This is a genomic window from Solidesulfovibrio fructosivorans JJ] (assembly GCF_000179555.1).
GTDB lineage: Bacteria > Desulfobacterota > Desulfovibrionia > Desulfovibrionales > Desulfovibrionaceae > Solidesulfovibrio > Solidesulfovibrio fructosivorans.
In genome coordinates this window covers 115,257-139,054 of the sequence record NZ_AECZ01000009.1, presented here as the reverse complement: position 1 = coordinate 139,054, position 23,798 = coordinate 115,257, and the positions used below count along the sequence as shown (strand labels likewise).

The 23,798-nt window shown below is 62.1% G+C and carries 38 protein-coding genes; 1 reads left to right on the top strand and 37 read right to left on the bottom strand.

The window, feature by feature from the left end:
- Positions 1 to 56: 56 nt before the first annotated feature.
- The 31 genes from rpsK to DESFRDRAFT_RS08475 form a co-directional block, all read right to left on the bottom strand.
- Entirely contained in the window at positions 57 to 443 is a 387-nt protein-coding gene (gene rpsK, locus DESFRDRAFT_RS08620) for a 30S ribosomal protein S11 (RefSeq protein ID WP_005993056.1), read from the bottom strand.
- A 51-nt stretch (positions 444 to 494) separates the two neighbouring features.
- Positions 495 to 866, bottom strand: coding sequence for a 30S ribosomal protein S13 (gene rpsM / locus DESFRDRAFT_RS08615; RefSeq protein WP_005993055.1), 372 nt, complete (start codon positions 864 to 866; stop codon positions 495 to 497).
- A gap of 12 nt (positions 867 to 878) precedes the next feature.
- Complete coding sequence (gene rpmJ, locus DESFRDRAFT_RS21235; RefSeq protein WP_081458447.1) at positions 879 to 992, bottom strand: 50S ribosomal protein L36; 114 nt, start codon at positions 990 to 992, stop codon at positions 879 to 881.
- Positions 993 to 1,050: 58 nt separating this feature from the next.
- Positions 1,051 to 1,818, bottom strand: coding sequence for a type I methionyl aminopeptidase (gene map, locus DESFRDRAFT_RS08610; protein WP_043794257.1), 768 nt, complete (start codon positions 1,816 to 1,818; stop codon positions 1,051 to 1,053).
- A gap of 5 nt (positions 1,819 to 1,823) precedes the next feature.
- On the bottom strand, positions 1,824 to 3,134 hold the full coding sequence (gene secY / locus DESFRDRAFT_RS08605) for a preprotein translocase subunit SecY (RefSeq protein ID WP_005993053.1): 1,311 nt from the start codon (positions 3,132 to 3,134) through the stop codon (positions 1,824 to 1,826).
- 14 nt (positions 3,135 to 3,148) lie between these two features.
- Positions 3,149 to 3,622 carry a 50S ribosomal protein L15 gene (gene rplO, locus DESFRDRAFT_RS08600; protein WP_005993052.1) on the bottom strand — a complete coding sequence of 158 codons (474 nt, stop codon included), beginning with the start codon at positions 3,620 to 3,622 and terminating at the stop codon, positions 3,149 to 3,151.
- A complete protein-coding gene (gene rpmD / locus DESFRDRAFT_RS08595; protein WP_005993051.1) occupies positions 3,619 to 3,798 on the bottom strand; it encodes a 50S ribosomal protein L30 in 180 nt (59 codons plus the stop codon). Before rpmD ends, rplO begins: the two co-directional genes overlap by 4 nt.
- A 12-nt stretch (positions 3,799 to 3,810) precedes the next feature.
- Positions 3,811 to 4,305 (bottom strand): 30S ribosomal protein S5, encoded by a 495-nt coding sequence (gene rpsE, locus DESFRDRAFT_RS08590; RefSeq protein ID WP_043794255.1) that lies wholly within the window; start codon positions 4,303 to 4,305, stop codon positions 3,811 to 3,813.
- A 19-nt stretch (positions 4,306 to 4,324) separates the two neighbouring features.
- Positions 4,325 to 4,684 (bottom strand): 50S ribosomal protein L18, encoded by a 360-nt coding sequence (gene rplR / locus DESFRDRAFT_RS08585; RefSeq protein WP_005993047.1) that lies wholly within the window; start codon positions 4,682 to 4,684, stop codon positions 4,325 to 4,327.
- A 9-nt stretch (positions 4,685 to 4,693) separates the two neighbouring features.
- Complete coding sequence (gene rplF, locus DESFRDRAFT_RS08580) at positions 4,694 to 5,233, bottom strand: 50S ribosomal protein L6 (protein ID WP_005993045.1); 540 nt, start codon at positions 5,231 to 5,233, stop codon at positions 4,694 to 4,696.
- A 25-nt stretch (positions 5,234 to 5,258) separates the two neighbouring features.
- Entirely contained in the window at positions 5,259 to 5,642 is a 384-nt protein-coding gene (gene rpsH / locus DESFRDRAFT_RS08575) for a 30S ribosomal protein S8 (RefSeq protein WP_005993043.1), read from the bottom strand.
- An 18-nt stretch (positions 5,643 to 5,660) separates the two neighbouring features.
- The gene (locus tag DESFRDRAFT_RS21230) at positions 5,661 to 5,846 is read right to left on the bottom strand and encodes a type Z 30S ribosomal protein S14 (protein WP_005993041.1); all 186 of its coding nucleotides are present in this window, start codon (positions 5,844 to 5,846) and stop codon (positions 5,661 to 5,663) included.
- Between the two features lie 11 nt (positions 5,847 to 5,857).
- Entirely contained in the window at positions 5,858 to 6,397 is a 540-nt protein-coding gene (gene rplE, locus DESFRDRAFT_RS08565; protein WP_005993039.1) for a 50S ribosomal protein L5, read from the bottom strand.
- Positions 6,398 to 6,413: 16 nt separating this feature from the next.
- Complete coding sequence (gene rplX / locus DESFRDRAFT_RS08560) at positions 6,414 to 6,737, bottom strand: 50S ribosomal protein L24 (protein ID WP_005993037.1); 324 nt, start codon at positions 6,735 to 6,737, stop codon at positions 6,414 to 6,416.
- Positions 6,738 to 6,765: 28 nt separating this feature from the next.
- A complete protein-coding gene (gene rplN, locus DESFRDRAFT_RS08555) occupies positions 6,766 to 7,134 on the bottom strand; it encodes a 50S ribosomal protein L14 (protein WP_005993035.1) in 369 nt (122 codons plus the stop codon).
- Between the two features lie 10 nt (positions 7,135 to 7,144).
- Positions 7,145 to 7,405, bottom strand: coding sequence for a 30S ribosomal protein S17 (rpsQ, locus tag DESFRDRAFT_RS08550; protein WP_005993033.1), 261 nt, complete (start codon positions 7,403 to 7,405; stop codon positions 7,145 to 7,147).
- 12 nt (positions 7,406 to 7,417) lie between these two features.
- Positions 7,418 to 7,612, bottom strand: a complete 195-nt coding sequence (gene rpmC, locus DESFRDRAFT_RS08545; RefSeq protein ID WP_005993032.1) for a 50S ribosomal protein L29 — start codon at positions 7,610 to 7,612, stop codon at positions 7,418 to 7,420.
- Between the two features lie 3 nt (positions 7,613 to 7,615).
- The gene (gene rplP / locus DESFRDRAFT_RS08540; RefSeq protein WP_005993031.1) at positions 7,616 to 8,029 is read right to left on the bottom strand and encodes a 50S ribosomal protein L16; all 414 of its coding nucleotides are present in this window, start codon (positions 8,027 to 8,029) and stop codon (positions 7,616 to 7,618) included.
- Positions 8,029 to 8,670 (bottom strand): 30S ribosomal protein S3, encoded by a 642-nt coding sequence (rpsC, locus tag DESFRDRAFT_RS08535; RefSeq protein WP_005993030.1) that lies wholly within the window; start codon positions 8,668 to 8,670, stop codon positions 8,029 to 8,031. The genes rplP and rpsC overlap by 1 nt, the downstream gene beginning before the upstream one ends.
- Positions 8,671 to 8,681: 11 nt before the next feature.
- Complete coding sequence (rplV, locus tag DESFRDRAFT_RS08530) at positions 8,682 to 9,014, bottom strand: 50S ribosomal protein L22 (RefSeq protein WP_005993029.1); 333 nt, start codon at positions 9,012 to 9,014, stop codon at positions 8,682 to 8,684.
- 30 nt (positions 9,015 to 9,044) lie between these two features.
- Positions 9,045 to 9,326 carry a 30S ribosomal protein S19 gene (rpsS, locus tag DESFRDRAFT_RS08525; RefSeq protein ID WP_005993028.1) on the bottom strand — a complete coding sequence of 94 codons (282 nt, stop codon included), beginning with the start codon at positions 9,324 to 9,326 and terminating at the stop codon, positions 9,045 to 9,047.
- 12 nt (positions 9,327 to 9,338) lie between these two features.
- Positions 9,339 to 10,169 (bottom strand): 50S ribosomal protein L2, encoded by an 831-nt coding sequence (rplB, locus tag DESFRDRAFT_RS08520; RefSeq protein ID WP_005993027.1) that lies wholly within the window; start codon positions 10,167 to 10,169, stop codon positions 9,339 to 9,341.
- 2 nt (positions 10,170 to 10,171) lie between these two features.
- Complete coding sequence (gene rplW / locus DESFRDRAFT_RS08515) at positions 10,172 to 10,462, bottom strand: 50S ribosomal protein L23 (protein ID WP_005993026.1); 291 nt, start codon at positions 10,460 to 10,462, stop codon at positions 10,172 to 10,174.
- The gene (rplD, locus tag DESFRDRAFT_RS08510; RefSeq protein ID WP_005993025.1) at positions 10,449 to 11,081 is read right to left on the bottom strand and encodes a 50S ribosomal protein L4; all 633 of its coding nucleotides are present in this window, start codon (positions 11,079 to 11,081) and stop codon (positions 10,449 to 10,451) included. The genes rplW and rplD overlap by 14 nt, the downstream gene beginning before the upstream one ends.
- A gap of 13 nt (positions 11,082 to 11,094) precedes the next feature.
- Positions 11,095 to 11,727: a 50S ribosomal protein L3 gene (rplC, locus tag DESFRDRAFT_RS08505; RefSeq protein ID WP_005993024.1), complete on the bottom strand. Its 633-nt coding sequence runs from the start codon at positions 11,725 to 11,727 to the stop codon at positions 11,095 to 11,097.
- Between the two features lie 12 nt (positions 11,728 to 11,739).
- Positions 11,740 to 12,057 carry a 30S ribosomal protein S10 gene (gene rpsJ / locus DESFRDRAFT_RS08500; RefSeq protein WP_005993023.1) on the bottom strand — a complete coding sequence of 106 codons (318 nt, stop codon included), beginning with the start codon at positions 12,055 to 12,057 and terminating at the stop codon, positions 11,740 to 11,742.
- Positions 12,058 to 12,062: 5 nt separating this feature from the next.
- Positions 12,063 to 13,256, bottom strand: coding sequence for an elongation factor Tu (gene tuf, locus DESFRDRAFT_RS08495; protein WP_005993021.1), 1,194 nt, complete (start codon positions 13,254 to 13,256; stop codon positions 12,063 to 12,065).
- Positions 13,257 to 13,323: 67 nt separating this feature from the next.
- Positions 13,324 to 15,396, bottom strand: a complete 2,073-nt coding sequence (gene fusA, locus DESFRDRAFT_RS08490; protein WP_005993017.1) for an elongation factor G — start codon at positions 15,394 to 15,396, stop codon at positions 13,324 to 13,326.
- Positions 15,397 to 15,414: 18 nt separating this feature from the next.
- Positions 15,415 to 15,885, bottom strand: a complete 471-nt coding sequence (gene rpsG / locus DESFRDRAFT_RS08485; RefSeq protein ID WP_005993015.1) for a 30S ribosomal protein S7 — start codon at positions 15,883 to 15,885, stop codon at positions 15,415 to 15,417.
- 17 nt (positions 15,886 to 15,902) lie between these two features.
- Positions 15,903 to 16,274 carry a 30S ribosomal protein S12 gene (gene rpsL / locus DESFRDRAFT_RS08480; protein ID WP_005993013.1) on the bottom strand — a complete coding sequence of 124 codons (372 nt, stop codon included), beginning with the start codon at positions 16,272 to 16,274 and terminating at the stop codon, positions 15,903 to 15,905.
- A gap of 168 nt (positions 16,275 to 16,442) precedes the next feature.
- Positions 16,443 to 17,060, bottom strand: coding sequence for an outer membrane beta-barrel protein (locus tag DESFRDRAFT_RS08475; protein WP_005993011.1), 618 nt, complete (start codon positions 17,058 to 17,060; stop codon positions 16,443 to 16,445).
- A 308-nt stretch (positions 17,061 to 17,368) separates the two neighbouring features.
- Between DESFRDRAFT_RS08475 and DESFRDRAFT_RS08470 the strand changes: the two genes are divergently transcribed.
- Positions 17,369 to 17,656 (top strand): sll1863 family stress response protein, encoded by a 288-nt coding sequence (locus tag DESFRDRAFT_RS08470; RefSeq protein WP_005993009.1) that lies wholly within the window; start codon positions 17,369 to 17,371, stop codon positions 17,654 to 17,656.
- Between the two features lie 148 nt (positions 17,657 to 17,804).
- Here the strand turns inward: DESFRDRAFT_RS08470 and DESFRDRAFT_RS08465 are convergent, their stop codons facing one another.
- The 6 genes from DESFRDRAFT_RS08465 to DESFRDRAFT_RS08440 all read right to left on the bottom strand — a co-directional run bounded on the left by DESFRDRAFT_RS08465 (position 17,805) and on the right by DESFRDRAFT_RS08440 (position 23,660).
- Positions 17,805 to 18,932: a hypothetical protein gene (locus DESFRDRAFT_RS08465; protein WP_005993008.1), complete on the bottom strand. Its 1,128-nt coding sequence runs from the start codon at positions 18,930 to 18,932 to the stop codon at positions 17,805 to 17,807.
- 229 nt (positions 18,933 to 19,161) lie between these two features.
- The gene (locus DESFRDRAFT_RS08460) at positions 19,162 to 19,779 is read right to left on the bottom strand and encodes a C40 family peptidase (protein WP_005993006.1); all 618 of its coding nucleotides are present in this window, start codon (positions 19,777 to 19,779) and stop codon (positions 19,162 to 19,164) included.
- A gap of 420 nt (positions 19,780 to 20,199) precedes the next feature.
- On the bottom strand, positions 20,200 to 20,928 hold the full coding sequence (locus DESFRDRAFT_RS08455) for an ABC transporter ATP-binding protein (RefSeq protein ID WP_005993004.1): 729 nt from the start codon (positions 20,926 to 20,928) through the stop codon (positions 20,200 to 20,202).
- A complete protein-coding gene (locus DESFRDRAFT_RS08450) occupies positions 20,928 to 21,695 on the bottom strand; it encodes an ABC transporter ATP-binding protein (protein WP_005993002.1) in 768 nt (255 codons plus the stop codon). Before DESFRDRAFT_RS08450 ends, DESFRDRAFT_RS08455 begins: the two co-directional genes overlap by 1 nt.
- A gap of 3 nt (positions 21,696 to 21,698) precedes the next feature.
- The gene (locus tag DESFRDRAFT_RS08445) at positions 21,699 to 22,715 is read right to left on the bottom strand and encodes a branched-chain amino acid ABC transporter permease (protein WP_005993000.1); all 1,017 of its coding nucleotides are present in this window, start codon (positions 22,713 to 22,715) and stop codon (positions 21,699 to 21,701) included.
- Between the two features lie 21 nt (positions 22,716 to 22,736).
- Positions 22,737 to 23,660, bottom strand: a complete 924-nt coding sequence (locus tag DESFRDRAFT_RS08440; RefSeq protein WP_005992998.1) for a branched-chain amino acid ABC transporter permease — start codon at positions 23,658 to 23,660, stop codon at positions 22,737 to 22,739.
- Positions 23,661 to 23,798 lie beyond the last annotated feature (138 nt).

Sequence of the window (23,798 nt, the reverse complement as noted above, 5' to 3'; positions counted from 1 at the left end):
GGCCTGGTCGAAATAAGTCCGCTTGCGCCCGGCGGTCGGGCCGGACGCGCCGTACCTTAGACGCGGCGCCGTTTGGGCGGACGGCAGCCGTTGTGGGGGATGGGCGTGATGTCGCGGATGTAGCTGACCTTGAAACCGGCGTTGTGAATGGCGCGCATGGCGGCCTCACGTCCGGAGCCCGGCCCCTTGACCAGAATGCCGACCGTGCGCATGCCGTTTTCCTGGGCCTTGCGGGCGGCGTTTTCCGCCGCGACCTGGGCGGCGAAGGGGGTGGACTTGCGCGACCCCTTGAAACCTGCGCCGCCGGAGGTGGCCCAGCTCACCACATTGCCCTTCTGGTCGGTGAAGGTCACGATGGTGTTGTTAAACGAGGCCTGGATATGGGCCACGCCCACGGGAATGTTCTTACGTTCCTTTTTGCCGATGCGGCGCGGTTTCGCCATGGGTATATCTCCGAAACGGCCCTAAAGGGGCCCGTCACGTGGTTATTGCGGTTACTTTTTCTTCTTGGCCATCACGCCGCGACGCGGACCCTTGCGGGTGCGCGCATTGGTGTGGGTGCGCTGTCCGCGGCAGGGAAGCCCGCGACGGTGGCGAAACCCACGATAGCAGCCGATGTCCATGAGGCGCTTGATATTGGCGGTCACATCACGCCGCAAATCACCCTCGACCTTGTGGTTGGCCTCGATTTCCTTGCGGATGGTGTTGGTTTCCTCGGGGGTCAGGGCGTCGGAATTCTTCGTCCAATCGACGCCGCTCGCTTCGAGGATCGTAAGGGCCGTGGTGCGGCCGATGCCGTAAATGTAGGTCAGCGCGATATCCATGCGCTTATTTTTGGGAAGGTCGACTCCCGCGATTCTGGCCACGACGTTCCTCCGTTATCCCTGACGCTGTTTATGCCGGGGGTTCTCGCAGATCACCCGAACCACGCCGTGACGCCGGATGATTTTGCACTTGGGACAAAGTTTTTTCACCGAGGGTCTGACTTTCATGTCGCTCTCTCCGTATCCCGGCGATGGAAACGACCGGTGCCTGCCGGCATCGGTCGCATCAATCAACCAGGCTTAAAATCCGAGGTCCGTTTTTGGTCACAGCCACCGTATGCTCGAAATGAGCCGACAGGCTGCGGTCCTTGGTCACGGCCGTCCAGTTGTCGGACAGCACTTCGACGTCGGGACCGCCGGCGGTCACCATGGGTTCGATGGCCAGCACCATTCCGGGCTGCAAGGGAACGGGGTGGGCGTCCCGCGGCTCGAAATTCGGGATTTCAGGCTTTTCGTGCAACTTTCTCCCGATGCCGTGACCAACAAATCGTCTTACAACACTCAGGCCATGTCCTTCAACATATTTTTGCACGGCCCGCGAAATATCATACAAATCATTGCCGGTCCGAGCCTGGGTGATGCCCGTTTCCAGCGATTCCCGCGTCACCTGCAAAAGCGCCGCCGCTGCCGCGTCGATCCGCCCCACCGGGGCGGTCGTGGCCGCGTCGCCGTAAAAGCCGTCGTAGACCACGCCCATGTCGAAACTGACGATGTCCCCTTCCTCAAGCACCCGGTCGGACGGGAAGCCATGGACGACTTCCTCATTGACCGAGCAGCACAGGGCGTACGGAAAGCCGTACATCCCCAGAAACGCCGGCTTGACCTTGAAATCATCACACCGCTTGCGCGCGATGTCCTCGAATTGCATGGTGCGCACACCCGGTTTGACCGCTTCCGTCAACTCTTGCAAGATGATGGCCACGATCCGGCAGGCCTGCCGCATGGAAGCAATCTCAAGGTCATTTTTGAGGAATATCCCCCTGACCTTCTTCAAAACATCTACCTGCCCTTGATCCGGCCTTTCTGCATGAGACCCTCATACTGCCGGGAGATCAGATAGGACTCGATCTGCGACATGAAATCCATGGCCACACCAACAACGATCAGAAGCGAGGTGCCGCCGAAGTAAAACGGCACGTTGAATTGCTGGATCATGACCATGGGCAACACGCAGACCACGGATATATAAAGCGAACCCCAAAGCGTGATGCGGGCCAGGACCTTGTCGATGAACTCCTTGGTCTTGGCGCCGGGGCGGATGCCCGGAATGAACCCACCTTGTTTGCGGATATTTTCGGCAATATCGGCCGGATCGAAGATGATGGCCGTGTAGAAGTAGCAAAAGAAGACGATCAGCGCCACGAAGATCACATTGTAGGTGATCGTTTGGGGGCTGAAAAACGCGGCCACGGTCTTAAGCCACGGCACGCTGGAGAATTCGCCCAGAGTCGCCGGGAAAAGCAGAATGGACGAGGCGAAAATGGGCGGAATGACGCCGGCGGTATTGACGCGAAGCGGCAGATGCGTGGTCTGGCCGCCGTACATTTTCCGCCCCACCATGCGTTTGGCGTATTGGATCGGTATGCGCCTGGTGCCGCGTTCCATGAACACGATGGCGACCAGGACCGCCAGCATCAGCACCACGATGAACACAAGGACGAAAAGCGAAATCTCGCCCGCCTTGAGCAGATCGAAGGTGGACAGCACGGCCCGGGGCAACCCGGCCACGATACCGGCATAGATAATCATGGAGATGCCGTTGCCGATACCTTTGTCGGTCATCAGCTCGCCCAGCCACATGAGGAAGATCGTGCCCGTGGTCAGGGTCAGGATGGTCATGAGGCGAAAGCCCCAGCCGGCCATGACGACCACCGGCGCGCCGGTCGGGCTGGCCATGCTCTCCAGGCCCACGGCGATGCCGAAGCCCTGGATGATGGTGATGAGCACCGTGCCGTAACGGGTGTATTGGGTGATCTTCTTGCGCCCGGCGGCCCCCTCCTCCTTCTGCATCTTGGCCAGCTCGGGGCTGACGACGGTCAGCAGCTGGATGATGATGGAGGAGGAGATGTAGGGCATGATGCCAAGCGCGAAGATGGAGAGGTTGCGCAAGCCGCCGCCGGAAAACATGTCGAAGAGGCCGAACAGGGTGTTCTTGGCGCTCTCGAAAAAGTCCGCCAGCGCGGTCGTATCCACCCCCGGCACCGGCACATGCACGCCGATCCGGTAGACGGCCACCAGGAAAAACGTCCAGAGGAGCTTTTTCTTCAGCTCCGGCAGACGCGCCAGATTCTCGACTCCGGTAAGTGCCACGGCAACTTCCGTTCTTATTCCGTTACGGGTTCGGCTTCGGCGGCGCCGAGCATCACGGCCTTGCCACCGGCAGCGGTGATCTTCTCGGCCGCCTTGGCGCTGAAGCGATGGGCCTCAACGGTCACGGCGGCGGAGACCTCGCCCTGGCTCAGGATCTTCACCAGCGCGCCGGCGCTAGCCAGGCCACGTTCGTAGATGTCGTCCAGGCTGATCTCGGTCTTGCCCTCGAAAGCGGCCAGGAGCCGATCGAGGTTCAAGGGCTGGTAGACGATCTTGAACTTGTAGTTCTTAAATCCCCGCTTGGGCAGCCGACGGGCCAGCGGCATCTGGCCGCCTTCGAACCAGGGGCGCTCGGACACGCCCGCGCGGGCGTTCTGGCCCTTGTTGCCCTTGCCGGCGGTGCACCCCTGACCGGTGCCGCGGCCGCGACCGATGCGCTTGCGGCTCACGCGCTCCTCAGGGAACGGATATATCTCGTGGAGTTTCATGACTCGGTAACCTCAACCAGGTGCTTGACCTTCTCGATCATGCCGAGCACGGTGTCGGACTTCTCGAAGGAACGTTCCTGCCGGATCTTCTTGAGCCCCAGGGCGGCAAGAGTGCCGCACTGCTTGGGCGTATTGCCGTAGCGCCTTTTGAGCAGCTTGACGGTAACGGTAGCCATGGCAGTCTCCCTTTACTTGCGCGGCGTGGCCAGGGCCTTGCCGCGCATGGCGCCGACGGACTCGGCGCTGCGCAGCGAAGCCAGACCTTCCATGGTGGCGCGCAGGACATTGTGCGGATTGTTGGTGCCGATGGCCTTGGTCAGGATGTCGTTGACGCCGCAGGCCTCCATGATGGCCCGGACCGGGCCGCCGGCGATGATGCCGGTACCCTTGGAAGCGGGCTTGAGCATGACGCGGCCGGCGCCGAACTGGCCAAGGACCTCGTAAGGCAGGGTGCCGTCGAGCAGGGGAATGCTGATCATCCCCTTTCTGGCCTGCTCCGTGGCCTTGCGGATCGCCTCGGGCACCTCGTTGGCCTTGCCCAGGCCATAGCCCACCGCCCCCTTGCCGTCGCCGACGACGACCAGGGCGGAGAAGCTGAACCGGCGGCCGCCCTTGACGACCTTGGCCACGCGGTTGAGGTACACGATCTTTTCGATCTGTCCGAGATCGGACTGCTGGTCCATGCCGTCATCTTTACGTCGATTAGAATTTGAGGCCGCCATCCCGGGCTCCGTCGGCAAGGGCTTTGATCCTGCCGTGATAGATGTAGCCGCTACGGTCGAAGACCACGGCTTCAATGTTTCTCTCCAGGGCCTTTTGCGCCAGGTCCTTACCGACCTTGGTCGCGGCTTCCTTGTCGGCCTTAAGCGGCTCGTCGGCCTTGCCCAAGGTCAAGCTCGAGGAAGACACCAGGGTCTGGCCGCTGAGATCGTCGATCACCTGGGCGTAGATGTGCCGGTTGGACCGGAACACCACCAGGCGGGGACGCTCGGCGCTGCCGACCAGCTTCTTGCGGATGCGGACTTTCCGGCGCGCGCGCGCCAGGGTCTTGCTCATCTTCATGATGCGGTCCTATTTCTTGCCGCCGGACTTACCGGCCTTGCGGCGAATGGTTTCGGTCTCGTACTTGATGCCCTTGCCCTTGAAAGGCTCGGGCGGACGCACACGGCGGATACGGGCGGCAGTCTCGCCCAAGAGCACCTTGTCGATGCCGGAAAGGGTGAGCTTGTTGCCCTCGACCTTGGCCTCGATGCCGGCCGGCAGCTTGAAGTCGACGGGATGCGAGTACCCGACGGCCAGGGACACGGTGTTGCCGGTGGTGGACACCTTGTAGCCGACGCCGATGACCTCGAGGGTCTTGGAAAAGCCCTTGCTCACGCCCTCGACCAGATTGGCGAGCAGGGTGCGGCGCAGGCCGTGCTGCGCCCGGGCCAAGCGCGTGTCGTCCACGCGGGTCACGTGCACCTTGCCGGTCTCGACCGTGTATTCGATTTTCGGATGCGTGGGCGTGGCCAGCTGGCCCTTGGGGCCCTTGACCGTCACCGCCTCGGGAGCGACCTCGACGGACACGCCGGAAGGCAGCTCTATTTCGCGTTTTCCTATCCTGGACATGACATCTTCTCCGCGACTTGTCTTCTTACCAGATTTCGCACAGGAGCTCGCCGCCGACGTGGAGCTCCTGGGCCTTGCCGCCTTCCAGGATGCCCCTGGAAGTGGACAGGATGCTGATGCCCAGGCCGTTTTGGACCTTGGGGATGGAGCCGGAGCCGACGTAGACGCGGCGGCCGGGCTTGCTCACCCGCTTGAGTCCCGAAATAAGCGGCTTGCCGCCGGCATATTTCAAGTTGATGGACAGGGTGCTCTCGTTGACGGCAAAGTCTTCGATGTAGCCCTCGTCCTTCAAAATGGCGGCGATGGAGGCCTTGAGTTTGGAGGCCGGGATGGCCAATTCCGCGTGCAGCGCGTGGTGCGCGTTGCGAATGCGGGCCAGCATATCGGAAATGGGGTCGGTCACCGACATGGCGTCCTTCTCCTTAGCTTACCAGCTCGACTTGCGCACGCCGGGCATTTCCCCGGTCAGCGACATGTTACGGAAGCAAATACGGCACACGCCGTACTTGCGCAAAAACGCCCTGGGACGACCGCAGATGGGACAGCGGTTATACGCTCTGGTGGAAAACTTCGGCTTGCGGCTGGCTTTCACCATCAAAGATTTGCGGGCCACGTCCGATCTCCTTACTTTTTGAACGGCATGCCGAGCAGGTCGAGGAACATCTTCCCCTCCTTGTCGGAATTCGCCGTCGTGACGATAGTGACGTTCATGCCCTTGACGTGTTCGACGCGATCCACGTTGATTTCCGGGAAAATCGTATGCTCCCGGATGCCGAGGGTGAAATTGCCGCGGCCGTCGAAACCACGATCGGGCACGCCGCGAAAGTCGCGGACCCGGGGCAGCGCGAAGTTGATCAATTTGTCAAGGAAGTCCCACATGCGCATGCGGCGAAGAGTCACACGGCACCCCACCGGCATGCCCTCCCGGAGCTTAAACGCCGCGATGGACTTGCGGGCACGCGTGATTACGGCCTTCTGTCCCGAAATGGCGGTCAGCTCGACCACGGCTTCCTCGATGAGCTTGTTGTTGTTGCCCGCTTCGCCCAAACCCATGTTGAGCGAAACAAAGGAAAGCCGGGGGATTTGCATGCTGGAAGTGTACCCGAACTCTTTCTTGAGCGCCGGGGCGATCTTCTCGGCATAAATTTGTTCCAGGCGGGTCATACCGTGTTCCTTCTCCTCAAGCGATTTCGCGTCCGCACTTCTTGCAAAAGCGGACTTTCTTGCCATCGGCGGTTTCTTTGTAACCGATCTTGGCGGGTTTGGCGCAACCATCGCACAGAAGCGACACATTGGAGATGTCCAGGGGCGCTTCCTTCTCGATGATTCCACCGGGAATCTTGGCGTAGGGATTGGCCTTGGTGTGGCGCTTGACCATGTTCACCTTTTCCACCAGCACGGCGTTCTTCTTGGGCAGAATCTTGAGCACCTTGCCCACCTTGCCCTTGTCCTTGCCGGCAGTGACCATCACCTTGTCGTTTTTACGAATCCGATACGTTTTCATGGCGTCCTCGATGGCGCGGGGCGGTGTCCTACAGGACTTCCGGCGCCAGCGACACGATTTTCATGAAGTTTTTCTGACGCAGCTCACGGGCGACCGGTCCGAAGATACGGGTGCCAACCGGCTCGAGCTGGGCCGAGAGCAGCACGGCCGAGTTGTTGTCGAACTTGATGAAGGAGCCGTCGGGCCGCCCCACTTCTTTCTTGGTGCGCACCACAACAGCCTTCATCACCGCGCCCTTTTTCACCTTGGAATTGGGCAGGGCGTCCTTCACGGCCACCACGATGATGTCGCCGACCGAAGCGTACCGGCGGCGGGAGCCGCCGAGAACCTTGATGCAGCTGACCTTCTTCGCGCCGGAATTGTCCGCCACGTCGAGCTGGGTTTCTACCTGGATCATGGCCTTGCTCCTAAACCGCTTTTTCCATGATTTTCACGAGATGCCAGCGCTTACGGGCAGACAGCGGGCGATGCTCGATGATGCTGACCGTATCGCCGACGCCGCAATCGTTTTGCGGATCGTGGGCCATGAACTTTTTCCGGCGGCGGATATATTTCTTGAACAGCGGATGCTTGACCAAGGTCTCGACCATGACCGTGATGGTCTTGTCGGCCTTGTCGGAAACCACGACGCCGGTCAGCACCCGGCGGTTGCTTTTACGTTCTTCCATGGCGAACCCCGGTTACGCTTGGCGCTTTTTTTCGTTTTGCACGGTCAGGATGCGCGCGATGTCCTTGCGCACCTGACGCAGGCGATGCGTCTTTTCCAGCTGCGCCGTGGCGTGCTGGAAACGCAGCTTGAAGAGCTCCTCGCGGGACTCGCCAAGCTTTTGGCCCAGGGCGGCGACGTCGAGTTCCTGCAATTCGGCGGTCTTCATGGCTTAGACGCCCTCCTTGGCCACGATCTTGGTCTTGATCGGCAGCTTATGCTGGGCCCTGGTCAGGGCTTCCTTGGCCGTCTGCAGATCGACGCCCTTGATCTCGTAGAGCACGCGGCCGGGCTTGACCGGGGCGAACCAGCCCACGGGCGAACCCTTGCCTTTACCTTGACGGACTTCGGCGGGCTTCTCCGTCTTGACGCGGTCCGGGAAGATGCGGATCCAGACCTTGCCGCCGCGCTTGATGTGCCGCATGATGGCGACACGGGCGGCCTCGATCTGCTGGCTGGTCAGCTTGCCGTGCTCCAGGGCCTTGATGCCGATCTCACCGAAATCGATGGAGGCGCCCCGGGTGGCGGGACCGCGCAGCCGGCCCTTCTGCATCTTGCGGAATTTGGTTTTCTTGGGAGCCAACATTACGCTTCCACCTCATGATCCAAGATCTCGCCTTTGAAAATCCAGACCTTGACACCGATGACGCCGTACGTGGTCTTGGCGATGGCGTAGCCGTAATCGATGTCGGCGCGCAGGGTCTGCAGCGGCACGCGGCCGTCGCGGTACCATTCGGAGCGGGCGATTTCCGCCCCGGCCAGCCGGCCGGCGCAGGAGACCTTGATGCCCTCGGCCCCGAACTTGCGCGAAAGCCCGACCGTGCGCTTCATGGCCCGACGGAAGGCCACGCGGCGCTCCAGCTGCAGGGCGATGTTCTCGGCCACCAGCTGGGAATCGATCTCCGGACGGCGGATCTCGTTGACCTCGACCGTGAACTCGCGGCCGAAGCGCTGTTTGAGATCGCCGCGGACCTTCTCGATCTCCGTGCCCTTGCGGCCGATGACGATGCCGGGACGGGCGGTGTGGATGATGAGACGGATCTTGCCCCCGGCCCGTTCGATCTCGATTTTGGAAATTCCGGCGTGGTACAGGTTCTTTTTAACGAACTTGCGAATCTTGTTGTCCTCGAAAACGAACGCGGGATAATCCTTTTTGGAAAACCAGCGGGACAGCCAATTCTTGTTGTACCCGAGCCGGAACCCGTAGGGATGTACTTTCTGGCCCATTAGTGTCGCTCCTAGTTCTCGGCCACGACGACGGTGATATGGCTCGTGCGCTTGACGATCCGAAAGGCGCGGCCCATGGAGCGCGTCATGATGCGCTTCCAGGTCGGCCCGGGATTGACGATCACCTGTTTGACCGTGAGGTTGTCGATGTCGACGCCCGAAATCTGCTCGGCATTGGCAACGGCCGAGCCAAGGACTTTGCCGATGAGTTTGGCCGACTTCTTGGGCGTGAACTTCAGTATATTCATGGCCTCCTCAACCGGACGGCCGAGGATATTGGCGGCAACGAGGCGCGCCTTCTGGGGCGACACGCGGATGAATTTGGCTCTCGCTTTGGCTTCCATGGCTTTATCCCAGCCGGGAACGATCCCCGGCTACTTTTTCACTTTGCTTTTCTTGTCCGCGGCATGGCCGTGGAAGGTCCGCGTGGGCGCGAACTCGCCAAGCTTATGGCCGACCATGTTCTCCGAGACGAACACCGGGATGAACTTCTTGCCGTTGTGCACGGCGAAGGTGAGCCCCACCATCTCGGGCAGGATCATGGACCGACGCGACCAGGTCTTGATCACGCGGCGGTCCTTGTTCTCCACGGCGTAGGCGACCTTCTTTTCCAGGTGCCCGTCGACAAACGGGCCTTTTTTCAGCGAACGAGGCATAGGTCTATCCCCTTACTTTTGTCCGCGCCGCTTGACGATGAGCTTGGACGAGGGCTTTTTCTTGTTACGGGTCTTGTAGCCCTTGGTCGGCTTGCCCCACGGAGTGACCGGGTGGCGGCCGCCGGAGCTTTTGCCCTCGCCGCCGCCCAACGGATGGTCGACGGGGTTCATGGCCACGCCGCGGACCTTGGGGCGGTTGCCCAGCCAGCGGTTGCGCCCGGCCTTGCCGATGGAAATGTTCTCGTGCATCACGTTGCCGACCTGGCCGACGGTGGCCAGGCAGGTGGCCAGGATGTTGCGCACTTCGCCCGAAGGCAGGCGCAGCAGGGCGTACTTGCCCTCCTTGGCCACGAGCTGGGCGTAGGTGCCGGCGGCGCGGCAGATCTGCCCGCCCCGGCCCGGGGTCAGCTCGATATTGTGCAGCAGCGTGCCGACGGGAATCTTCTTGAGGGCAAGGGCGTTGCCGGGCTTGATGTCCGCGCCGTCGCCAGCGCTCACCTGGTCGCCGACGGAAATCCCAACCGGCGCCAAAATGTAACGCTTCTCACCATCGGCGTAATGCAAAAGCGCAATACGGGCGCTACGGTTCGGGTCGTACTCCACGGAGAACACCGTGGCCGGCACGCCGGACTTGTCGCGCTTGAAGTCGATGATGCGGTAGAGGCGCTTGTTGCCGCCGCCCCGCCGCCGCGAGGTGATGCGGCCGTAGCAGTTGCGGCCGGAGGCGCGGGGAAGCCCCTCGCACAGGGACTTCTCGGGCTCGGTCCGAGTGATCTCCTCGAAGGTGGAGACCGTCTGGAACCGGCGACCGGCCGACGTGGGCTTGAGCTTGCGGATGGACATGACTAAACCCCTTCGAAGAACTCTATTTTATCACCCTGCGCCAGGGTCACGTAGGCTTTCTTGTAGCCCGGAATGCGTCCCGTCACCCGACCCATGCGCGAGCGGGCCAGCGGACGGCGCCGAACGACCCGGACGGAATCGACCTTGACCGAAAAAGCCTTTTCCACGGCCTTGGCGATCTCGATCTTGTTCGCCTCGGGGTGGACGAAAAAAACCACCTGGTTGGCGGCGTCCTTCACCATCGTGGCCTTTTCGGAAACCAGGGGCCGCAGCAAGATGTTAGCGTACTCCATGACCAAGCCTCTCCTGGACCTTCAGGGCCGCGTCCTTGACCATGACCAGATGGTCGTGGCGCAGAACGTCGTACACGTTGAGCATGTCCTCCCGGACAACCTTGATGCCGGGGAGGTTTCTGGCGGAAAGCTCGAGATTGTTATCCGAAGCGGGCAGAACAATCAAGGCTTTTTTCAGTCCGAAATCAGAGGTCACCTTGGCCATGTGCTTGGTCTTGACCTCGGGCACGGAAAGGGCGTCCACCAGCACCAGGGAGTCGTCGCCGAGCTTGGCCGAAAGGGCCATGCGCAGGGCGAGCAGGCGCACCTTGCGGTTGACCTTGAAGCCGTAGTCCCGGGGCTGGGGCCCGTGCACGATGGCGCCGCCGCGCCAGATGGGCGAACGGGTGGAGCCGGCGCGGGCACGGCCGGTGCCCTTTTGGCGCCAGGGCTTCTTGCCGCCGCCGCTGACGGTGCTGCGGGTCTTTACACTGTGGGTGCCGGCGCGCTTGGCGGCGAGCTGCGCGCGCACGACCAGATGCAGCAGCTCGGGCTGCACTTCAACTTCAAAGACCTCGGGGGCCAGCTCGACATCGCCGATTTCCTGGCGGCCCTGGTCATAGACTTTCACGTTTGCCATGGCGTTTGTCCCGTTATCCCTGCTTGCGCACCATGACCACGCAGTTGCGCGGCCCGGGCACCTGGCCCTTGACCAGGATCAGGTTCATTTCCGGGCGCACGTCCACGACCTGGATGCCCGACACCGTGACGGTGCGCGCGCCCATGTGGCCGGCCATGCGTTTGCCTTTCATGACCTTGCCCGGTTCGGTGTTGTTACCGATGGAACCGCCGGAGCGGTGGGCTTTTTCCGTACCGTGGGTCTTCTTGAGACCCGCGAAGTTGTGCCGCTTCATGACGCCGGCAAAACCTTTGCCGATGGAGGTGCCGGTGATTTTCACCGTCTCCCCCGGGGCGAAGATGTCCACCGTGACGTCCATGCCCAGCTCGAAGGCGGCGGGGCCGTCGCAGCGCAGCTCGCGAAGCGTACGGAAGTAGCCGCGGCCGGCCTTGTCCATATGCCCCTTTTCGGGCTTGTTCACCTTGCGTTCCGGGATCGTGTCGAACCCGATCTGCATGGCGTTGTACCCGTCCTTTTCCTCGGTTTTCACCTGGGTGACGGGGCAGGGTCCGGCCTCGATAACCGTGACCGGAATGATCGAACCATCGTCGCCGAAAACCCGGGTCATGCCCAGTTTACGGCCGAGTATTCCAAGCGTGGCAGCCATGCCGACCTTCCCTTAGAGCTTGATTTCCACGTCAACACCGGCGGGCAGGCTCAGCTTGCCGAGCGCGTCCACCGTCTGCTGCGTGGGCTCCATAATGTCCAAAAGACGTTTGTGAACCCGCATCTCGAACTGCTCGCGGGACTTCTTGTCCACGTGCACGGAGCGGTTGACCGTGACCTTGTTGATATCCGTGGGCAGCGGGATCGGCCCGGCAACGCCGGCGCCGGTATTGCGCGCGGTATCCACGATCTCGGCCACCGCCTTGTCCAGGATGCGGTAGTCGTAGGCCTTAAGCTTAATGCGAATGCGATCGTTTTGCATGGAAACCATGATATTTACTCCACGATTTCCGACACGACGCCGGCGCCGACGGTACGGCCGCCTTCGCGGATGGCGAAGCGCAGGCCCTTCTCCATGGCGATGGGGGCGATCAGCTCCACGTTGAACGTGGCGTTGTCGCCGGGCATCACCATCTCGACGCCCTCGGCCAGGGTCACGACGCCCGTGATATCGGTCGTGCGGAAATAGAACTGGGGACGGTAGCCGGTGAAAAACGGGGTGTGGCGGCCGCCCTCTTCCTTGTTGAGAACGTAGACCTCGGCCTTGAACTTGCGGTGCGGCGTGATGGAGCCCGGCTTGGCCAGAACCTGGCCGCGCTCGACCTCGTCGCGCTTGACGCCGCGAAGGAGCACGCCGACGTTGTCGCCGGCCTGGCCCTGGTCGAGGATCTTGCGGAACATCTCGACGCCGGTGCAGGTGGTCTTGACCGTGTCCTTGATGCCGATGATCGCCACTTCGTCGCCCACGGTGATGATACCGCGCTCGACACGGCCGGTGACCACGGTGCCGCGGCCGGAGATGGAGAACACGTCCTCGATGGGCATGAGGAACGGCTTGTCCACGTCGCGCTTGGGCTCGGGGATGTACGCGTCGCAGGCGTCGAGCAGCTCGAAGATCGGCTTGGCGTCCGGGCTGTCCGGGCCTTCGGCCTCAAGGGCCTTCAGGGCCGAACCCTTGATGATCGGAATGTCGTCGCCGGGGAAGCCGTACTTGGTGAGCAGTTCGCGCACCTCGAGTTCGACCAGCTCGAGCAGTTCGGGGTCGTCGACCAGGTCGACCTTGTTCATGAAGACGACGAGCTGCGGCACGCCGACCTGACGGGCGAGCAGAATGTGCTCACGGGTCTGGGGCATGGGGCCGTCGGTTGCGGCCACCACGAGGATGCCGCCGTCCATCTGGGCCGCGCCGGTGATCATGTTCTTGATGTAGTCGGCGTGACCGGGGCAGTCGACGTGAGCGTAATGCCGCTTGTCGGTCTCGTACTCGACGTGGGCCGTGGCGATGGTGATGCCACGTTCCTTTTCCTCGGGCGCCTTGTCGATCTGGTCGAAAGGAATGTACTCGCCAAAACCCTTGAGGCTGGCCAGACGCGTGATGGCGGCCGTCAGCGTGGTCTTGCCGTGGTCGATGTGCCCGATGGTGCCGATGTTGACGTGCGGCTTTTTCCGCTCGAATTTCGCCTTGCCCATGTCGTCCCCCTGAACATCCGCGCTTGCGGATCGTTAATGTTCCACCTCGCCCGTCTCGCTACGGGCGTTATTTCTTCTTCATTATTTCCTCGGCCAGAGCGGCCGGGACCTTCTCGTAGTGGTCGAACTGCATGCTGAAGGTGGCCCGGCCCTGCGACTTGGAACGCAGGTCCGTGGCATACCCGAACATGGACGACAGGGGCACGTTGGCGGTGATGATCTGGGAGCCGGCCCGGGAATCCATCTTGGCGATGCGGCCGCGACGGCCGTTCAGGTCGCCCATGACGTCGCCCATGTATTCCTCCGGCGTCACCACTTCCACGGCCATGATCGGCTCAAGCAGCACCGGAGCGGCCTTGTGCACGGCCTCCTTGAAGCACTGGGAGGCGCAGATGAAAAACGCCTGCTCCGAGGAGTCGACTTCGTGGTAGGAGCCGAAGACCAGCTTGGCCCGGACATCCACCAGGGGGAAGCCGGCGATGACGCCGCCCTTCATGGCGTTCTGGATGCCTTTGTCGACGGCCGGGATGTATTCCTTGGGAATGACGCCGCCCACGATTCCATTGACGAACTCGTAGCCGCCGTCTTCCTTGGGTTCGATTTCCAGCACCACATGGCCGTACTGGCCGCGACCGCCGGTCTGCTTGACGTAGCGCAGATCGTTCTTGATCGGCTTGGTGATGGTCTCGCGGTAGGCGACCTGGGGCGCGCCGACATTGGCGTTGACACCGAACTCGCGCATCAGCCGGTCGACGATGATCTCCAGGTGCAGCTCGCCCATGCCGGCGATCAGGGTCTGGCCCGATTCCTCGTCGGACTTGACGCGGAAGGACGGGTCCTCCTTGGCCAGCTTGCCAAGCGCCTGGGACAGCGTGTCGCGGTCGGCCTTGGTCTTGGGCTCGATGGCGACCTCGATGACGGGCTCGGGGATGTTGAGCGACTCCAGGGCCACGGGGCGGTTGTCCGCGCACAGCGTGTCGCCGGTGGAGGTGATCTTCATGCCCACGGCGGCCACGATGTCGCCGGCGTCAGCGGACTTTATCTCTTCACGCTTGTTGGCATGCATCTTGAGCAGGCGGCCGATGCGCTCCTTTTTGCCGGTGTTGGCATTGAGAACGGTCATGCCGGACTCGATGCGGCCGGAATAGAGGCGCAGGAAGGTCAGGTGGCCGATGAACGGATCGCTCATGAGCTTGAAGGCCAGGGCGGCCAGGGGCGCGTTCACGTCGCAGGGGCACTCGATGATCTTTTCCTCGTCGTCGGGATCGTGGCCCTTGATGGGCGGGATGTCGACGGGAGACGGCAGGTAGTCGACCACGGCGTCGAGCAGGGGCTGCACGCCCTTGTTCTTGAATGCCGAGCCGCACAGCACCGGGCAGATGGCCAGGTTGATGGTGGCCTTGCGGATGCCGGCGATCAGTTCCTCGGGGGTGAGCTCCTCACCGCCGAGGTACTTCTCCATGAGGACCTCGTCTTCCTCGGCAATGGCCTCGACCATGTGCTGGTGCAGCTCTTCATAGCGCTCCATCAGCTCGGCCGGGATGTCCTTGTAGACATACTCCTTGCCCAGGGACTCGGTATCGAAATAGACGGCCTTGCCCTGGATCATGTCCACGACGCCCTGGAAATTCTCCTCGGCGCCGATGGGGATCTGCAGGGGCACGGGCTTGGCGCCCAGGCGGTCGCGGATCATGTCGACGCAACGGAAAAAGTCCGCGCCGACGCGGTCCATCTTATTGACGAAGCTCATGCGGGGAACGCTGTAGCGTTCGGCCTGCCGCCAGACCGTCTCGGACTGGGGTTCGACGCCGGAAACGGCATCGAACACGGCGACCGCCCCGTCGAGGACACGCAGAGACCGTTCCACCTCGATGGTAAAATCCACGTGGCCGGGCGTGTCGATGATGTTGATGCGATGGTCGCGCCAGAAACAGGTGGTGGCGGCGGAAGTGATCGTAATGCCGCGCTCCTGCTCCTGAACCATCCAGTCCATGGTGGCCTGGCCGTCATGGACCTCGCCGATCTTGTGCGACACCCCGGTGTAATACAGAATACGTTCGGTGGTGGTCGTCTTTCCGGCATCGATGTGTGCCATGATGCCGATATTGCGTTGCCGCTCAATGGGTACAGTCTTAGACACGACGCTATCCTTGTGCGACTACCACCGGTAATGGGCAAACGCCTTGTTGGCGTCGGCCATGCGGTGCGTATCCTCTTTCTTTTTCACGGCTCCGCCGCGATTGTGATAGGCATCCAGCAACTCGCCGGAAAGCTTCTCCGCCATGCCCTTCTCGCCCCGGGACCGGGCATTGCCCACCAGCCAGCGCAGGGCCAGGGTGAGCTGCCGCTCGGGCCGGACTTCCATGGGCACCTGATAGGTGGCGCCACCGACCCGACGGGGCTTGACTTCCATATGGGGCTTGACGTTGGCCACGGCCTTCTCGAAGGCCTTCAGCGGATCTTCGCCGGACTTCTCGGCCAGCACGTCCACGGCCTTGTAGAAAAGCCCCTCGGCCACGCCCCTCTTTCCGTCGTACATCAGACGGTTGATGAACTTGGTCACCAGATGGCTGCCGAACTTGGGATCGGGCAGCACCGAACGCTTGGAAACCGGACCTTTACGCGGCATACGCGTCTCTCCTTAACTTACTTGGGCCGTTTGGCGCCGTACTTGGAACGGCCCTGACGGCGGTCGGCAACGCCGGCGGTGTCGAGCGTGCCGCGGATGATATGATACCGGACGCCGGGAAGGTCTTTGACGCGGCCGCCCCGGATCATCACCACAGAGTGTTCCTGCAGGTTGTGGCCTTCGCCCGGGATGTAGGAGGTCACCTCGATGCCGTTGGTCAGGCGCACGCGGGCGACCTTACGCAAAGCCGAGTTCGGCTTTTTCGGCGTGGTGGTGTACACACGGGTGCACACACCCCGACGCTGCGGGCAGGCTTGCAGGGCGGGCGTCTTGCGGCGCTTGGTCACCTGGGCCCGCTCCTTGCGGATAAGCTGGTTGATCGTGGGCATAGCCGTCTCCGTTCAAAAAAATCGTAGTGTATGGCAAAGACAGAGGCATATAGACCCATCACCTACCCATGTCAAGCGGCGATGGGACGCTCCGTGAAAAAAACAGACCCTCCCGCTCCTGTGGGCGGGAGGGCCTGACTAATTACCCTAGTCGCCGACGTTTGTCAGCTAGAAAGTGATGCGAATGCCGCCGTGGCCACCCCAACCGTCCAGGCCGTGGTTGTCGAAGCCGATGCGCTGGTAGCGGCCGGCCAGCTCGAAGGCCACGTTCTGGGACAGGTTGACGGTGAAACCGAGGTCCACGGGAAGGGTCGGGTTGGAGAAGTTGCCGCGACCGCCGTTGCTGTAGAACGGCACCCGGTCGCCGGAGAAGAGGCCGCCGATGCCGGTGCCGATGTAGAAGGCGGCCTTCTCGGTGTGCACCGGGTAGAAGCGGATCAGAGCGTTGGCGCCAAAGGCCCAGGGATTCTGGGTGTAGCCGTCGTTGCGGGCCACGGCGTAGGCGAAGTTCCCCGCCGGGGTGTTATGGTCGATCTTGCGCTGGTTGAACGAATAGGCCAGGGCTTCCAGGCCGATGGACAGGCCGTCCATCACGAAGTAGCCGCCGCTGGCGCCGAAGGTGAGATAGGAATCGACTTCCTTCTGGCTCACGCCATAAAAACCGAATTCCGGCGTGACATACGCCGTGCCGGCCTCGCCCATGGCAAATGAACGGGACGGCACAGCGGCCAAGCCGATCATCACGGCCATAGCCAGTACCAATAATTTTTGCACACGCGCGTTCATGGCCTTCCTCCTTGTCTGGTCCTTAAACAGTGGCGTTTGCGACCTCGCGCGCTCCCCTACACGCCCTATGGGCGGGCTGTTTCGACGCGGGGCTTGTCTGAAGTTAGACATAAGTCGCCTTGCCGGATTGGCCAGGGGGACCGGGCGATTTCCTCCCCGGAATTTCTTTCCCCTGCCGGACTTCACGTTTTGCCTTCTAACAAACCCCATGACGTTGCGCAAGAGCCGCCTTCTCGCCCCCAAAACCTTGCCCTCACTTCCGGCATTGGGTATTCCTTAACCAGGAGCGCAGCCAGGGAGAACGCACGATGCCGAAAGCCAAAAAGCCCTTCGGGGTCGATCTGGAAGAGCAGCTTGCCACGTACAAGACCAAAATCGAGGAAGCGAAGAAGGAAGCCCAGGGCAAGGGTCCGGATTCTTTCGATCGCTGGACCGGGGAGCTCGAGCATCTACTCGACACCTACGACAAGGCCCGCTACAAATTGACCCTTTTGCGCAAGGGCGGCGGCGACGCTTTGGCCGAATTGCGCGAGGGTTTCGAATCCGCCCTCGGCGACCTCAAGGCGGCCTTGCGCCGGGCCAGAAGCAAATTTTAGGAAGAGGTCCCGGGCTTCCCCTCCCCTTCTCCCAGGCTCGCTGCCGACGCCTGCCCGCCTCCCTTTTCCAGGCAAGAAGGGCGACCGCCGGGTCGCCCTTCTTGCCTGTCCGGGAGAAGCATCCTTCCCCCGCATGTCCCGCTTCCGCCTAGGCCTCCACGGAAAGCCCGCCGCTGCCTGAATCGGATTTCGTTTGCGATTGCGCGGAACCGTAGCGGTTCGCGCCATAACGGTGGAGGTATTGGCCGGTGATGTCGGCCAGGCTGTCCGCATCCGGCACATTCGAGCCGAAGCTGCTGCCCTTGGCCGAGCGCGAAAAGGGGATGTCCTTGGTCTTTTGGCTTACAATTTTGCCATTGACGTCCGTGACCGTAATGGTCTCCTGCATGCTCTCGGAAGTGAACGTCGTGGTCACGGTGGTCGTGGTGCTGTCGTTGTCGGACGACTCGGAGCCGCCGGAGGACGACGCCCCGGAGGCGGAGGAACCGCCCGACGCGCCGGCGCCGCCCGACGTGGAGTCGGCCGAGGCGACGCTCGTTGCCGGCGACGTGGTCGAAGACGTGGTGGACAACAGGTTGCCGTCGGCATCGTAGCTTTCGCTTTCAGCCACGGAACCGCCGTCGGGGCCGTTGCGGGTGACGGAGCTCGTGACGCTGCCGTCGGCGGCGGTAAGGTGGGTGCGGCGTTCCAGGACGTTGCCATCGGCATTGGTGAGGGTGTCCGTGACCTTGAAGCCGTCATCGGTGTTCTCGCCGTTGATGGTCCGGGTGGACGTGTTGCCCCCCGGGTCGGTCATGGTCATGACCGTGGTGAACGAACCATCGGCGTTTTCGGTCGTTTTTTCGGTGCCGACCACCTTGCCTTCGGCATTGGTCATGGTGACGTTGCGCGTGGTGCTGCCGTCGTCATTTTTGGTTTCAGTCGCGCTGCGGGTCAGTTCGGGCCGACCGGTCCCTTGCATGAAGGGGGGAGGCGGCATGCCGGCTTCCCCCGACGCCTCGGCCTGGCCGGACGCGGTAAGGGAACCGGTTTCCATATCATAGGACAATCCGGTGCCGTTTAGAAGCGCGGTAAGGATGTCGTTGAAGCTTCCGACGGAGCTGGTCGTGGACGCGGAGGCGTCGGAAGAAGTTGCCGACGTGCCGTCGGTGGCGTCGCTTCCCTGCGACAGGAGACTCAGGATGGACGACTGGCTGGAACGGGTCTGCCCGTAGCTGGCAAGCAGCTGCTGGAGCCAATTGTCGCCGGATGATTGCCCAATGGACTGGACGCTCATGCCAAACCTCCCGGGGGGCGGAATTTTTTGCCGGGTGCATCGCTCCCCGCCGTGAGATAGGCAAAAGCCGTGCCTGAAAAAGGAAAGGGCTTCCGACGCTGGCGGCGTCAAACGGTTACAAGCAACGTGCGGGCCAGAGCCTGTTTCGCCGCCCGTGGGAAGGCCATAACGCCAAAGGGGAAGGACCCCGCGACGGCAAGGCCCTTCCCCCGCTTTTTCACCATCAAGCCTAGAGGCTGTCGATCTCGATCTCGTATTCGAGCCCGTAGCCACGCCCCAGGCACAAGCCTTTTTCGCAGGAAAAATCCTTGGGCGTGTACTCGTTGGAGCCTGGCGCCTCGGGCAACAGCCCCATGCGCTGATAGCACTCGGCGACAAGTTCGCTGCAGAAAAGCGAACTCAGGTCTTCCTTGTTTTCACCAAAGAACCCGTCGTACAGGGATTTGATCAATTCGATGAGGTGCTTTTCGTAAGGCCTGCCGCTCACCTCGTGCCGGAAGGCGTTGAGCGCGAACACCATGTCGTCTTCGAGGGGTTTGCTGAGCGGACGCACGGCGATCTCGTAGCCCTGGGCGAAACAGCGCTCCAGGCGCTCGGAGAGCTCCACGCGCTGCACGCCCTTGGTGAGCTTGCCCGTGTCGGCATCCTTGACGTTGCAAAGCGTTGTCGCCTCCCAGCAAAAGACCGACCCCTGCGGGTCCAGTGGGCTGCAAAACCGGTAAACCATGCCGACATGGGACCACTTGCTTTTGGAAAAAAACTTGATTCCTTCGGAAATCCTGCTCTTTCCCGAGAAAAGAAGAATATCGCCCGTCTTCAACCGCTCCCGAACGCCCTGGTATTGCATACCGTCCTCCTTTTTCGATCGCAGCTCCTTTTGAAAAGACTTGTCCCCGTAAATTCCAGACTCCCCGGTCTCCGTCCCGCTGGCGGCGGGAAGCCGGCGGCCCGGCCGGGCTACCCGGCAAAGCGCACTTTTCGCCATAGCATGATTCGATATTATATCAAATAGTCTACGTCAATTTATTTAAGGCATCCCTGGCGACAGGAGACCGCAACCGCGAAAAGCCCGGTCCGACAATCGTCGAACCGGGCTTTTCGGAGGTTCTCCCGCCAACCGGGCGCGGGGGATAGCTTTTCCGGGGCAACACGACAGGCCTTGCCCCGAAACACCCGCCTCCCCGGAAAAGGCCGCGAACAAGGGGCCCCCGCCCCTTTTGAGAGGTTTCCCTTCCGCGGCCGCCTTCGCTCTCTTGCGCTTGCGTCCCTAACCGCCGAGATAGGCCTTCTTGACCTCGGGGTCGCGCTTGAGCTCGTCGGCCGTGCCGGAGGTCTTGATCTCGCCGGTGTCCAGCACGTAGCCCCGGTGGGCGAACGACAGCGCCACCTTGGCGTTTTGTTCGATGAGCAGGATGGTGAGCCCCTGCTCGTTGAGTTTTTTGAGCGTGCGGAACATCTCGTACATGAGCAGCGGCGCGAGCCCCATGCTCGGCTCGTCGAGCAGGATGAAGTCGCACCCCGTCATGATGGCCCGGCCCACGGCCAACATCTGCTGCTCGCCGCCGGAGAGCGATTCGCTGCGCTGTTTGCGCCGCTCGGACAGGCGCGGGAAAAGCGACAGCACCCGGTCGAGGTCGCGCTCGATGGCGTCCTCGTCGTCCTTGCGGGCGTAGGTGGCGAGCACCAGGTTTTCCATCACGGTCAGGTTGCCGAAGATGCGCCGGCCCTCGGGCGAAAGGTCCATGTGGAGCTTGCGCACGACATCATGCGGCTCCATCCCGAGGATGGATTTCCCGTCGTACTTGATGTCCCCTTCCACCACCTTGGGGGCTTCGGGGGGCGGCAGACGCATGATGGAGAGCAGCGTGGTGGTTTTGCCCGCGCCGTTGGCCCCGATAAGGGTCACGATCTCCCCCTTGTTCACATGGAAGGAGATGCCGTGCAGGGCCTCGATGTTCCCATACTTGACCCGGAGGTTTTCAACGGAGAGCAGCATCAGATTGTATCGTCTCCCAGGTAGGCTTTGATGACTTCGGGGTTGTTCTGGATGTCGGTCGGCGTGCCCTCGGCGATGGTGGCGCCGAAGTCGATGACCTTGATCCAGGAACACAAGCTCATGACCACGTCCATCTGGTGTTCGATCATCCAGATGGTCAGGCCGAAATCCTTGTGGATGTCCGTGATGAGCTTGATGAGCCCTTCCACGTCCGCGGAGTTGAGCCCGGCGGCCGGTTCGTCGAGCATGAGCAGCGCCGGCCGGATGGAAAGCGCCCGGGCGATCTCCACCAGGCGCTGCACGCCGTAGGGCAGGTTTTTGGGGAACTCGCCGGCCACCTCGCGCAACCCCAGGCGCGTGAGGACCTCCATGGCGTGATCCTCGATCTCGCGCTCGCGCCGCATATAGCGCGGGGTGCGCAAAAAGCAGTCGAGCAGCCCATAGCCGAGGGCGTGGTACTGGGCGATGCGGATGTTGTCGAGCACCGTCATGTCGAACCACAGCCGGATGTTCTGGAAGGTGCGGGCGATGCCCTTGCTCGTCACCTGGTGGGGCTTCAAGCCTTTGATGGACTCGCCGTTAAAGAGGATCTCGCCGCGCGTGGGCTTGTAAAAGCCGCTGACGAGGTTGAACACCGTGGTCTTGCCGGCCCCGTTGGGACCAATAAGCGCCGCCAGCTGCCCTTCCTCCAGGGACACGGAAAACTCCGACACGGCGCACAGCCCGCCGAAGTACTGGGTCATTTCCTGTACGTCCAAAAGCGCCACGGCCTACCCCTTGAACTTGTAGAATTTGCGAAGCCCCGGAAACACGTCCGCCAGTTCCCGCCGGCCCATGATGCCCTCGGGCCGGAACTGCATGAGCAGCACGAGCAAAAGCGGAATGGCCACCCACTTGATGATCTGCAAGGGGCGAAGCGCCTCCATGAGCAACGTGACGAGGATGGCCGAGAGCACGGAGCCCGTCAGCGACCCCATGCCGCCCAGATAGACCATGACCATGATTTCCGTGGACTTGAGGATGGTGAACGATCCCGGGTTCACGTACCCGAGGATGTGGGCGAAAAGCCCGCCCGCCACCCCGGCCAGGCCGCACGACACCATGAAGGCCACGAGCTTGATGTGGTTGGTGTCCACGCTCATGATCTCGGCCGCGATCTCGTCCTGGCTGATGGCGTCCACGCCCTTGCCGAACGTGGAGTAGATGAAGCGGCGGATGAGCCAGACCGAAAAGACCGTGCCGACGAACACCCAGATCATCATCCAGGGCAGGTTGGCCGTGTTCGTCATGGCGTTCATGACCGACCCCATGCCCATAAAGCCCCTGGCCCCGCCGATGATGTTGATGTTCTCGATGGTGGACTTGACGATGTAGGCGGCGGCGATGGTGATGATGGCCAGATAGTCGCCCCGGGTCTTGAAGGACGGGATGGCCACGAGCAGCCCCACCACCGAGGCGGCCAGGCCGCCGATGAGCAGGATCACCGGGAAAAACCACACGGCCAGCGACGGCGGCAGAAGCGGCTGGCCGAAGGCGGCCGACTTGGCGAACAGCGCCACCGACAGCACCGAGGACACGTAGGCGCCAACGGCCATGAATCCGGCATGGCCGCAGGAAAACTCGCCCATGTTGCCGTTGATGATGTTGAGGCTCGAGGAAAGGATGATGTTGACGCCCATGAACATGATCACGGACTGCCAGTAGATGTTCAGGGTTCCAGTTTGCGATACCCAGACCAGCACGGCGAAAAGCACGGCCAGCAGGGCGGGAACGGACAGACGTTTCATGCGGAAACTCCCCGGCTGGTCCTAGATTTTCGTCGACTTGGCCACGCCGAACAGGCCAGTCGGCCGGATGGCCAAGATAAGCAGCAGGATCGAGAAGGCGATGAGGTCGCGGAAGGTGGAAGGGAAAAAGGCCACCACCATGATCTCCACGAACCCCAGCAGAAACCCTCCGGCAAAGGCCCCGGTGATGGAGCCGATGCCGCCGACCACGGCCGCGATGAACGCCTTCCAGCCGATCAGCGCCCCCATGTAGGGATCGAGCACCGGATAGGTCATGGCGAAGAAGATGCCGGCCAGGCCGGCGAAGGCCGATCCCAGGACAAAGGTGAACACGATGACCGTATCGACCGGGATGCCCATGAGCGGCACGGCGAAACGGTCGTAGGAAATCGCCCGCATGGCCATGCCGATCTTGGTGCGGGTGACGATGAACTGCAAGAGCAGGAAGCCCAGGATGGCCACGCCGATGACCATGAGCTTGATGTTGGTCACCGCGACCCCGAAGACATGATAGACATGGGTGGGGATCAGGGTGGGAAAGCTTTTGCGGCTGGCGCCGAGCAGGGCCAGGTTGCCGTTTTCCAGGATCAGGCCGCACATGAGCGCGGTGATGACCACGTAGAGACGGTTGACGCCCTTGCGCCGCAAGGGTCGATAGGCCACCCGCTCGAGGGTCACGCCGACCACGGCGGTCAGGATCATGGTCAGCGGCACGGCCAGGGTCATCACCAACCAGCCGGGCAGGCCCGGGATGAGGCCGAACTTGCCGAGCAGGAAGGTACAGACGAAAAAGGCGATGTAGGCCCCGACCATGAAGATGTCGCCATGGGCGAAGTTGATAAGGAGCAGCACGCCGTACACCAGGCAGTAGCCAAGCGCGATCAGGGAATAGAAACTTCCCCATTGCAGGGCGTTAAGGATGTTTTGCAGAAGGCTTTGCAGCAACGGAGACCCCCTTGGCGCGACTTTCGGCCACTCGGCCGGGCTTGGGACCCGTACCGGACGGAATGCTTCGGCGCTCCGCCCGGGACGCCCCGCTTCGGAGCGTCCCGGACAGGCGTGACGACCGGCGGTTGCCGGGCG